Genomic DNA, 11743 nt, shown 5'->3' with positions numbered 1-11743 from the left:
AGGCAGACATGTGCGGACTCAACCTTGGATAGACTGGTCGTTGGCTCTTAGCAAACCGTTGTTTTTCCATTCCACTGTAGGACTGACGTTTGATAATTTCTATGCTATCTTACCCATATTTTCATTCTAGAGACCATCATCATCACTGAACGTTATCGGAGCTTTTTTAGTTGACTGAGATGACGATGTGTTCAAGGCTAATCGTTTGGTAATTCTTTTTTGTCAACTTTATGACTATACCCATTTCCGTTGAAACTAGTTATAAGTCTTCAAACAACTTTCTCAGTATTTAGCTGCTTGAAGTCGTCCTCGACGTTGCTTCAAAGTTTGATTGAAGTTCCCAGTCTCTTAATTATTCAGTGCTGAGTTGCGCCAGGATTGGTGGCCGTTCATCTGCCATTCGAACGTTTTTCCAACTGGCCGGACCGCCGGACAATGCTCAGTAGCCAAATTATTCGTAGTCGAAAGTGACTTTCTTCCGACTTAGAATAAGACTCGAATTTGAAATTGCGCAGTGATTTTCTGCGTGAGCTCAAATCGATGTTCGGCTGCGTTCCAGCAATTGTCGGCCGGCCCCGGAAGTCGGTAGGACGCCACCACCACTGCAGATTTACACTGTTCCCAACGGTCCTCAGCTGGCGATCGTGACCTGAATGCGTCACAAAAATAGCCGCCCCAAGAAGATCACATCTTGAAACGACTATGTATGATCTAGTTAGCCAGCACTGCCGACAACTAGTTTGAAATTATTGATTATTGATGACTGCAATTAAACATCGTCTTCGGTATCAGTTTCAGTCTCAGCTGGCGTGGATTGACCGAAGCGCCAGATACTGGTGTCCTCAATCTGTTCGAGGGCTTCTTTGACACTCGGTGCTTCAACGAGCACGTGACCAGCAACTGGTGCACGGTGCGCTTGTAGCAGTGTCCGGTGATAGAAATTGAAGAACCAGTTAGTCTTGATCTGCCACTGCGTCCGAATGCCACTTTCTTGAGCCGGCGTGAAGTAAGCTGCGACCACCGGCATTAGTTGCTTGACCGGCATCAATGGTAAGCCAGCGATCGCCCGTAAGTGTTGTTCAGCCATACTGATGTTCGTGGCCCGTTCGAAGACGTAACCCGCTTGGTGCATGGCAGGGACGACCCGTTTGACATATAAATTGCCGCTCTTCGTCAAGAAGAAAGCCACTTCGAAGACACCAGTGTAGTTCAAGTTGTCACTGATTTCTTTAGTAATCCGCAACATTTCATCGTTAACGGCTGAATCGATCTGAGCCGGTACGATTGAGGCGACTAATTCATGATTTTGATAACGGTTCTCGACCGTTGGGAAAAAGGCGGTCGTGTCACCGCTCTTAGCGCCAAAGACTGAGAGTTCCTTATCATAGGGAATCAAGGATTCTAACAGGTAAGTTCCCCAGTCGAGCAAGTCGGCAGCCTTAACGATATCCGTCTGCGTCTTAATGACCAGCTGGCGATTCTGACCAAGCCCCTTTTGAATCGGCTTCAAAATACTTGGGTAGCCAATCGAACCGATTGATTGATAGACATCGTCCAGGCTGACGATAGTGGCAGACGGCGCCACGTTCAAGTTAAGTTGACTAAAGAACGCCCGTTCCAAAGAGCGATCCTGCGTGATTTCAAGCGCATCCGCACCCTGAGGAACCCGGGTATGGGCCGCCAAGAAATTAATGACGGACGCGTCAATGGTTTCTGATTCATAAGTCACCATATCGCAACGTTCCGCAAAGTTTTGTAACTGTTGTTGGTCATTGAGGGCTCCGACAACGCGAAAATCTGCCAGTTCCATGGTCTCTGTATTTTCGTTATCGCCGTATACCCCGACATTGATGCCAGCATTACGCGCGGCAATTACTAATCCAACACCATTAGTACTACTTCCAATGATGCCAAGCGTACCACCTGGGTTTAAAATCGAGTTGTCCACTTCAGTCCCTACTTTCCTATGCTTAAAATAATAATTTGATTATTGATTCATACTTAACGCTGATTAACCTGTAACAATCATACTTGCTGGTGCACCTGGTTGCAAGTTTATCACTGTTTTTTCCGCCGCGCATTGCGTCGTTTGACCCGTTTGAGCCAAAAGCCACCAGAGATATAGCGCGGTTCGTAAGCGATGACAAATGCACTGGGCGCCGCGTCCTTGATCAAATCATAGAGGCGCCGTTCGTTCTTGCGTGGGGCTAAAATCTCCAGCGCCAGCCGTTCACCTTCCAGACCATACGCCGCGTGCTGGGTGACGCCAAAGCCATTTTCCCGCAAGATGCCGGGCAAACTTGACTTCGGGTCCGGCAAAATGACTGAAATCATCGTGTAACCCAGGGCCAGGTGGTCTTCAATCACCATCCCGACGTACACACCGACGCCGTAGCCGAGCGCGTAGACGATCAGATTGATTGGATTATGCAAGCGGTCAAGCACCAGTGACAGCCCTAAGACGTAAATCGTAATTTCAATGACACTGGCGAAGGCCGCGAAGTACCGATAGCCGCGCATCACCAGCAAAAACCGCACCGTGTTTAACGTAATGTAGACGAAGTTGATGACAAAAATGAGGACCAGCATCCCAACGTCAATTTGCATCATAGTCCCCCCTACTTTTTGAGTTCAAACTTACGCATCCACGTCTTCTGAAGCAAAGTGAACGCGGTCCCCGTCAAAGGACGTAATCTGAGCCAATGATTCTAGCCGCACACCGCGGTCGACGATCATCTGGTGACCCGTCTGGAAGACTTTTTCAATGACGATTCCCACGCCTGCAATCGTCACTTGAGCTTGGTCACAAATTTCAAACATGCCTTGAACGGCTTGACCATTCGCTAAAAAGTCATCGATCAAGAGGACCTTTTCACCGGGCTGTAAGAACTTTTTGGCAATCGAGATATGGTTGGACGTCTTCTTCGTATATGAATAAACTTCAGCCGTGTATAAATCGTCGATCAGCGTGACGGATTTGTGTTTCCGTGCAAACACGACCGGTACGTGCATCGCTAAACCAGCCATGACAGCCGGCGCGATACCGGATGATTCAACGGTCAAAATCTTGGTGACGCCCGCATCTTGAAAACGGTGGGCAAATTCAGTTCCCATCGCAAACATCAAATCTGGATCGACTTGGTGATTCAAAAAGCCATCCACCTTCAACACTTCACCGGGAAGTACCCGGCCATCCTTCAAAATGCGTTCTTCAAGTTCTCGCATAGTTACCTCCTAGAGTGAAATCAACAAGCCACACATTGTTCGCCACTAATGTTAGTCACGAATTTTGACAACGCGTTTATTGATTTATTTACTCTCTATCATACCGTTGTAAGTCGTATTTTTGAATAATATTAATTAATTTTTGTGCATAACTTGGGTCGGTCGCGTAGCCAGCGGTCTGTAATGCCTTGGCTGCGACCTTGTAATCCGTAGCCTTAATGACCGCGGCGTAGTGCTGAGAATCCCAAGTCGTACCAAACGCTAATTTTTTGGCATGGTCGACCAGTGAGGCGTGCCAACTATCGTAGACCGCAAAGCGCCGTTTGACCGTATGATAGGCACCATCATAATACTCCTGGGTCGTCATCAACCGCCCCGAATCCGATTTGACGCCAAACAAGTTATTATTTTCCGTAGCGTTCGTGCTCTTGCCCCAATCCGATTCCAGAATCGCTTGACTCAGCGTGATACTCGCAAGCACGTGATACTTCTGGTCCAGCTGTTGCGCTGCGGGCGCGAGCTTCTTGATAAAGGCCGCATGTGACGTCGCTGGGAGCGTATCGGTCGTTGAATGCGAGGTCGCTGAAGTCCAATTGTGTTGAATGAACCAGACCATGCCGACGATTGCCATAAGCACGACTAAAATATTGAGCCATTGAAGACGGCCCTTTTTCACGAATAGTTGTGAACGCGCTCGTTTACGTGGCCGTCGTCGCTTTTTCGCCATCCCCAATGCTCCCTTCTGACTAATTACACCCATTTTACCGACTTTTGGCTTAATTTTACATGATTATCAAGCGCGAATTTCTTATTTTTTTGCTAAAATGTAAGTGTTCACATTCGATTAATCCTAGGAGGAACTTTTCAATGTCGAAAACTTATCGTTGGGCCATCGTTGGCCTGGGTAACATTGCCCATAGCTTTGTTAAATATTTTGATCAACCCGATGGCGAAATTTACGCCGTCTGCTCACGTTCACAAGCCAAAGCGAGTGCTTTTGCTGCCGAACATGACATTCCAAAGGCTTATGGGAATTTAGATGACCTGCTTGCCGATGACCAGGTCGACATCGTCTACGTGGCAACGCCACACAACTACCATATCGACACCATTTTGCCGGCATTACGGGCTGGCAAACACGTGCTGAGTGAAAAAGCGATTACGATGTCGAGCACCCAACTCGCAATTGCTAAGGAAGTCGCTGCCAGCAACCACCTCATCTTGGCCGAAGCCATGACGCTTTACCACATGCCGCTCTATGAACGGTTACACGACTTCGCAGCCGAACGGCACCTTGGTGATCTGAAAATGGTCCAGGCTAGTTTTGGGAGCTTCAAAGAACCTGACCCGACGAATCGGTTCTTCAATCCGGACCTTGCGGGTGGTGCGCTGCTTGATATTGGCGTCTACGCCCTCGCTTTTGTCGAAGAATTCTTGACCGCCACACCTTACTTAACGGGAACCACGATGCACCGTTTCAGCAGTGGTGTCGACGAATCCTCGACCATCACGTTGCGGACCGCCAACGATGAATTGGCAACGGTCGCGTTGACGTTTCGGGCCAAGATGCCTAAACGTGGCATCGTTGCGTACGAAAACGGCTATTTCACCGTCGACACCTATCCACGCGCCGACACCGCCACCTTTACCGACAATGAATGCCACACGGAGACGATTACTGCCGGCGATAGTACCAACGCAATGAATTACGAAATCGCTGACATGCAGAAAATGGTCGCCGGCGAATTACGGAATACCAGTCTGGCGAAAACGACCGACGTCATGGCAATCATGACCGCCGCACGCACCCAATGGGACTTCCGCTACCCCTTTGAAAAATAACGTTGTTCGTGCTTAAAAACCAGCTCACAAGGACGCGGTCAGAATTCACTGATCATGTGCTTGTGAGCTGGTTTTTTAATTTGAATTCACACGCATTGTGCTGGTTTGCTTGTCATGGATCATGCCATTTCTTAAGGTCAAAAGCAGCCAGCTGAGACCCGCTGGAAACAAAGCGAGTTAACGTAAAACTGATGGATAGCTGCGTCCTACTCCGGCTTCCAGGCGGGACAGTATTCGAAAGACAGACGTATGCGAACTCAACTTTTTGTTAGATTAGTCGTTGATTCATAGTCCAAGGTCATTTTGACATTCAACTGTCAGATTAGTTTCTAATGATAACTAAGCTTTCTAAACCATGTTTTAACTTTTCGAATCAGCAATTTCACTGGATTTGTCAAAACTTTCCCTAGTTGTTTGAGATGGCAAAATCTCGAATTATAAACGCAGGTAATTTATCGAGTAAATTCAAGACAAGCGTCCATTGAAATTAATGAATCAAATTCAGGCGATTTTCTCAGTACTCAAATGTCGTAAAGCATTAACGATACCAATTCAAAGTTTGTCTGAAGGGCCAGTCTCCCTACATTTAGCGGCCAATTGTACCTAATTAGGTGGCCGTTCATCTGCCATTCGAGCGGGTTCCCGACTGGAGGGGCTGGCTGACAATGCTCAGTAGCCAAATTATTCTTAGCTGGAAGTGGGTTGCTTCCGGCTTAGAATAAGACTCGTATTTGAAATTACGCAGTGGGTTTCTGCGTGAGTTCAAATCGATGTCGGCTTACGTTCCAGCAATTGTCAGCCGGCCCCGGAAGTCGGAATCGGACGCGCATCGGCTGACGAACAGTAATCCGAACTAACTGGCATGATTTAATCATCTTTAATGCTAAAGACTAACTAGCACACGTCATTGGACTGATATTTATAGCCAAACCCGTCCTAATGATTACGTACTAACAGTTCCGTCACCAGTCGTCGGATGGTCTGTTGCGTCTCGCCGGCGGGTAGCTGGTCGATTAAATTCAGTGCCGTTTTGGTATAGTGTGTCGCCAGTTGTTGGGCTTGAGTGACACCGCCGAGGGCAATCACCTGGTCGCGAATCATTAGCAGGTGCTCGTTACTGATTTTATCGCCTGGCTGTGGCAAAATCGTCGCCAGATTAGGGTCAGCGGTCAGCGCATAAATCAACGGTAACGAGTACACGCCGTCTTTGAGGTCGTTGAGCACTGGTTTTTGGGTCAAAGCTTCGTCTCCTGCAAAATCGAGGACATCGTCGAGCATTTGATAGGCCAATCCTAAGCGTTCGCCAATTTGTTGCGCGAGTTTGACAACGTTTTCAGGAGCAGCCGCAAAGTGCGCGCCCTGTTCACAACTGAGGCTAAATAACCGAGCTGTCTTCCCTCTGGCAATTGCCAAGTAGTCGTCTACAGTCGTGGTGGGGTCGTAGTTATGGGACATCTGGTCGAGCTCCCCCTGCAAAATGGCGCGCATCGCGGCCGTGTTGATTCGAATATCATCCGCCGACTTAGCCGCAATCAAGACTTGATCAAAATAACAGGTAAACAGTAAGTCCCCCGCGTAAATCGCGTTTCGTTGCCCATAATCTTGATGAATGGTGGTGACATGGCGGCGTTCTGGCGATTCATCAATTACGTCATCGTGAATCAGGGTCGCCACGTGCAATAGCTCCATGGCCGCCGCGCCCGCCTGTAAACGAACTGAATCATGCTCAGTTCCAAATTGACTGAACAAATAAAAAAAGCCCGGCCGTAAAAATTTTCCACCCGCCGCTAATAATTGATGGACGCGCTGATTGATCGCAGCGTTATCAATCTTAACGTTTGCTGCCAGGTACGGTTTTAAAGCTTTTAGTTCATTTGCTACGGCACTATTAGGTTGCCAAATGGTTTGCATCATCATGAAATCCCCCGTTTTTTATAGAGATGGCTCCGGGGCGTGAAGACGCCGACACTTGCAGCCAGTCACATTCTAAAATACAATCTATACTAAAGGTACAAATAACTGGTTAGGTTGTCAAACAAAAGGATGGTGTAAATCATTGAAACCAAAGGTGTTTCTTGAATTTGTCGAAATAAAATCTTTAATTGCGAGCGTGTTACCGTTCGTTTTGGGGAGTATGTACGCGTTTTATAATTATCATCAGCTGCATCTCGGCTATCTACTGCTATTTTTCATCGCGTCGTCCCTCTTTCATATGGCAACTAATGCCAATGATAACTACCAAGATTTCCTGCACGCGCCACGTAACGACGATAATCAGGCGTTTCTTGAGGAAACCAACGTGGTCGGCGTCAACCAGATTTCAATTGGCCAGGCTCGCCTGATTACGTTTGGATTGGCTGGTATCTCGCTGATTATCGGCTTATGGCTCGTCACGCAAACGGGCCTGCCACTGCTATGGATGGGGATTTATTCCTACGCGGTTGGTTATTTCTATGCTGGCGGTCCCAAGCCAATTTCACAAGGCCCATTCGGTGAATTCTTCTCCGGCTTTACGATGGGCTTCATGATTTTCTGGATTGCCGTCTTTATTAATACTTACGACGTCGCCCCACTTAGCTGGTCGTCAACGTTAGGCGTGTTGATTGCCTCAGGATTAGCCATCTTCGCGATTTCAAATATTATGTTAGCCAATAACATTTGTGATATGGATGAAGATATTGCACTGGGACGGCACACCATTCTGTATTACCTTGGCAAACCCGTCATGCTTCAAGTCTTCGCCTGGAGTTACGTTGCGGGCTATGCCTGCCTGGTGATTGCGGTCATCATGGGCGTGTTACCGAAGTTCAGCCTCCTGACTTTAATCAGTATCATTCCAGTTTGGAAAAACACCCGCATCTTCATGCACAAGCAGGTCAAACGGGAAACTTTCACAATCTCAATCAAAAACGCAACCTTAATTTGTCTCTCCTTTATCGTATTCATGGGCTTAGGATTGATTTTCAACTAGTTTCGACTTGTACCTTTACGTAACTTAAATGATGACTACCGGTCACAAAAAACAATCGCAACAAGAATGAGTTCTTGTCGCGATTGTTTTTTTGCTTAAGTTCAATAACGGCTAACTTTGAGGCGCTAAAAATAATGCGAATTAGCCGGTTGACTGGCAGTTAGCTTACGATTCAACCCTATCTGTTTGCAACCTAGCCACTTAATTATCCGACACTCGGCTATCATGGCCTTGGTCCAAATCATAGAGCCGTTTGAACCGTGGGGCTGTGGCATATAATTCATCCGGCGTCCCGGCCATGTCGAACTTACCAGCTTCCAAGAACCGGACTTGGTCGACGTGGTTGATACCAGCTAAATGGTGCGTGACCCACAAAATGGTCTTGTCGTTGAGGACCCGGAAAACCGTCGTCAACAAGTGGGCTTCCGTAATTGGATCCAAACTAACGGTAGGTTCGTCCAAAATAATGATTGGGGCATCTTGAAGTAGGATGCGGGCTAATGCCAACCGTTGACGCTCACCGCCAGAGAAGCGCGCCCCGCCCTCTTCTACGACCGTTTCGTAGCCGTCGGGTAAGCTTGTGATCAAGGGTTCGAGTTCAACCGCTTTAAGAGCGGCTTTCACCTGTTCATCCGTTGCTTGTAAGTTCCCCATCCGCACGTTGTTCATGATCGTGGTGTTAAAGAGGTACGGCTGTTGGTCCAAGACACCGAACAAGTCGGCCCGTTCTTTTTGCAAGCGTGCGATTGGAATATCATTGAGTTGAATGCTCCCAGCATCCGGCGTCACATCCCCTAAAATCAGCTTGAGTAAGGTACTCTTACCAGTTCCAGAAGGCCCTAATAGTGCCAGTTTTTCGCCGGCTTTCAACGTCAAGTTAAGATGTTCAAAAATTGCGTGACCGCCACCCGGATATTTGAAGTCCAAATCAGCGACCCGTAAGACTTGGAACGGCTCCGTTAAGACGGTTTGATCCTGTTCGTCAACCGGCGTGGTATCCAGAGCATTGACCCGTTTAATCGAACGTTGATACGTCGGCCATTCACTGACCCCTTGACTCACCGACTGCATCGCATCGACCAATGGGAAAACGGATAAGACAAACGCAGCAATCCAGTTAGAACTAGCGGCATTCGTCGTCCAGTAAAAGCTACTCCAGACGAGCAAGGCGAGGCAAATCACACCAAAAATAATTTGAATGGAAAAGCCACGCCACCATTGAAACCGGTGATCCTTTTTACGAAGGGCAGCAATCGCCGCAATCGGCTTGGTTTGCCGTTGGTAAAAATCGGCTTGCCGACCCGCAATCAACCAGTCACCGAGACCCATGACCGAATCTGTCAGCTGGGTATAAAAGCCCTGTTGAATCTGACGACTCTGCGATTCCCGCGCGCCGTTTAATAGCACTGACCAGAGTGGCATCACAACTACGACGAGTCCTAACATCAGTAGCATCAGCAATCCGAACCACCAACTGAAATAGCCGAGCGCAATCACGATAATCAGCGTCATGAACCACGCGATCACTGTCGGAAAGACCGTCCGCAGATATAAGTTCTCAATGTGGTCGATATCATCCGCCAAGATACTTAGGACATCCCCCGTTTGAAAGTTTTGCCGAATGGCGACCGCGTGCTTGGCGACCGCTTGGTATAACTTCTTACGAAAGTCTGACACGATCCGTAAGACCCAGTTATGACTCGTGATCCGTTCTGCGTAGCGAAAGGCAGGACGGCCGATCCCAAACGCCCGCGTGAGCACGATTGGCACGTAAATCATTAGGATATTATACGGATGCCGCGCCGCCTTACTGATTAAATAACCGGAGTTAAACATCAGCGCTGAGCCGCAAAAGAAGGTCATCAAGCCTAGAAACAGCGTCAACGCGAGTAATTTTTTGTACTTACGCAGGTATGGCATGACCCACGTATCGTGTTTAAATGTTGCTAAAAAATCTTTCATTAGATCGCACCTACCATTTCATCACGCAAGCGGACATAAGCGCCGTCATGTGCCGCCAATTCTGCTGGCGTGCCTTGTTCGACGATTTGGCCATGGTCCATCACTAACACGTAATCCATCTGATTGATCCAGTGTAGCCGGTGGGTCGCAAAGAAGACGAGATGGTCATCTAATACGGGCAAAATCGTCTCCTTCAAGGCCGCTTCCGTCTCAATATCCAGATGGGCAGTCGGTTCATCAAATAGTAAGACTCGCCGTGAATCATCCAGAAAGGCCCGTGCGAGCGCGATTCGTTGGGCTTGTCCACCACTGACACCCCGCGATCCTTCACCAATCTGGGTGTCGAGTCCGTCTGGCAACGTGGCGATCCAAGCCGTTAAACCGGCTTTTTCGGCCGCTTGTTCAATCGCTTCACGCGACGCATGCGGCTGATAAAAGGCCAGATTCTCAGCTAAGGTTGCATGGAACAAATAGGGATTTTGTGGAATGTAGAAAAAGCTCTGTTGCCAGGCCTGTTGACTCAGGTGAGTTACGGTTTGACCATTGACCTGAAGCTCACCCTGGTCCGCAACTGGCGTCAAGAAACCACCGAGCAAATTAATCAGGGTCGATTTACCTGAACCCGAGGCACCAATAATCCCAATCCGTTGATAGCCGTGCACCTCGAGGTCAATCTTCTTCAACGCTAGTTTATCATCATTGTCATAGCTAAAATCGACGTCGTGTAAGCTTAACGTACTATCTGCTTGCCAATGAATCGGCGTCGTTCCGAGTTGTTCACGATCAGTCGGAATCGGCAGCGCTAACATCTTTTGCACATCCGCAAACGCGTTTTTCCCATTCAGAGTCGCGTGATAGTCATTCGCAAACGTCCGGAGTGGTAGGAAGTAATCTGGTGACAACACCAGAATTACGAGTGCTGGCAACAGGCTAATCGTCCCGTTAATCAGGCCGAACCCTAGGAAGACGGCAACGACCGCAATGGATAACGTCGTGAAGAAGTCGAGTGCAAACGTCGAGAGCATCGCAATTTTGATGACCGCTAACGTCTGCTTACGGTAGCCTTCACTGACTTGATAGACGTTATCCGCATAGCGTTTCGACAGTCCTAATTGTTTGAGCGTTGGTAGGCCCCGTAGCGTATCCACAAAGTGATTGGACATCCGCTGGTAACCGACATACTGTGCGTCAGCCTTGGCTTGGGCGGCGTAACCCAAAATAATCATGAAGAGGATAATCAGTGGAAAAATAGCAAATAGAAAGAGGGCTTCGCGCCACCGCAATACCGCAATATAAATTAAAATAATCCACGGAATCACCATCATGTCGATCACTTTGATGACGACTAACATTAAGTACGTTTGAACCTTATCGATACCTTCCAAGGCCGTTGTGACCACGTTCCCAGTCCCAGTCTTCGCGACGTAGCCCGGTCCTAATTGATACAGTTTTTGCATGACTTGCCGACGCATATCGCCACTCGTCCGCTCAACCAAGGGGTACATCACCCGATTTTTGATAACGACCAGTAGCTGACGACCGACCCACGCTAAGGCAAATATCAGCATTGGCCGCAGAATCGTGGACAAGGCATGCAAGTGCCATAGTCCAACGATGGCGACCGACAAATAGTAGGCCTGAAATACAATACAAATGCCTTCGATGACCGCCAGCAGGCCTAAAATACCTGCTGCTCGGCGCATTCCCGGTAGTTTAAATAACGCTGGATCAAACACATCCGAT

Annotated in this window: 9 protein-coding genes; 2 read left to right on the top strand and 7 right to left on the bottom strand. The window is 48.2% G+C overall.

Going from position 1 to position 11743, the window contains the following annotated elements:
* Window positions 1–769: 769 nt before the first annotated feature.
* From KGF65_RS02825 to KGF65_RS02810, 4 genes are all read right to left on the bottom strand, one after another.
* The gene (locus tag KGF65_RS02825; protein WP_050338916.1) at window positions 770–1948 is read right to left on the bottom strand and encodes a 5-(carboxyamino)imidazole ribonucleotide synthase; all 1179 of its coding nucleotides are present in this window, start codon (window positions 1946–1948) and stop codon (window positions 770–772) included.
* 110 nt (window positions 1949–2058) lie between these two features.
* Window positions 2059–2607, bottom strand: coding sequence for a DUF2179 domain-containing protein (locus KGF65_RS02820; protein ID WP_050338917.1), 549 nt, complete (start codon window positions 2605–2607; stop codon window positions 2059–2061).
* Window positions 2608–2637: 30 nt separating this feature from the next.
* Window positions 2638–3225, bottom strand: coding sequence for a xanthine phosphoribosyltransferase (locus KGF65_RS02815; protein ID WP_050338918.1), 588 nt, complete (start codon window positions 3223–3225; stop codon window positions 2638–2640).
* Between the two features lie 88 nt (window positions 3226–3313).
* Complete coding sequence (locus KGF65_RS02810) at window positions 3314–3952, bottom strand: glycoside hydrolase family 73 protein (protein WP_101873852.1); 639 nt, start codon at window positions 3950–3952, stop codon at window positions 3314–3316.
* Between the two features lie 140 nt (window positions 3953–4092).
* On the opposite strand from KGF65_RS02810, the gene KGF65_RS02805 reads away from it, so the two are divergent.
* A complete protein-coding gene (locus KGF65_RS02805; RefSeq protein WP_216748275.1) occupies window positions 4093–5067 on the top strand; it encodes a Gfo/Idh/MocA family protein in 975 nt (324 codons plus the stop codon).
* Between the two features lie 936 nt (window positions 5068–6003).
* Here the strand turns inward: KGF65_RS02805 and KGF65_RS02800 are convergent.
* A complete protein-coding gene (locus tag KGF65_RS02800; protein ID WP_050338922.1) occupies window positions 6004–6981 on the bottom strand; it encodes a polyprenyl synthetase family protein in 978 nt (325 codons plus the stop codon).
* A gap of 142 nt (window positions 6982–7123) precedes the next feature.
* On the opposite strand from KGF65_RS02800, the gene KGF65_RS02795 reads away from it, so the two are divergent.
* Window positions 7124–8038 carry a prenyltransferase gene (locus KGF65_RS02795; protein ID WP_050338923.1) on the top strand — a complete coding sequence of 305 codons (915 nt, stop codon included), beginning with the start codon at window positions 7124–7126 and terminating at the stop codon, window positions 8036–8038.
* A gap of 201 nt (window positions 8039–8239) precedes the next feature.
* Here KGF65_RS02795 and cydC read toward each other — a convergent pair whose 3' ends face one another.
* Together cydC and cydD are read right to left on the bottom strand one after the other, a co-directional pair.
* Window positions 8240–10000 (bottom strand): thiol reductant ABC exporter subunit CydC, encoded by a 1761-nt coding sequence (gene cydC / locus KGF65_RS02790; protein WP_216748274.1) that lies wholly within the window; start codon window positions 9998–10000, stop codon window positions 8240–8242.
* Entirely contained in the window at window positions 10000–11736 is a 1737-nt protein-coding gene (gene cydD, locus KGF65_RS02785; RefSeq protein WP_050338925.1) for a thiol reductant ABC exporter subunit CydD, read from the bottom strand. The genes cydC and cydD overlap by 1 nt, the downstream gene beginning before the upstream one ends.
* Window positions 11737–11743 lie beyond the last annotated feature (7 nt).

Source organism: Lactiplantibacillus sp. 30.2.29, from assembly GCF_018991255.1.
Taxonomy (GTDB): domain Bacteria; phylum Bacillota; class Bacilli; order Lactobacillales; family Lactobacillaceae; genus Lactiplantibacillus; species Lactiplantibacillus pentosus.
The sequence above is the reverse complement of the archived record's forward strand: the minus strand, read 5'-3'. Positions and strand labels throughout refer to the sequence as shown.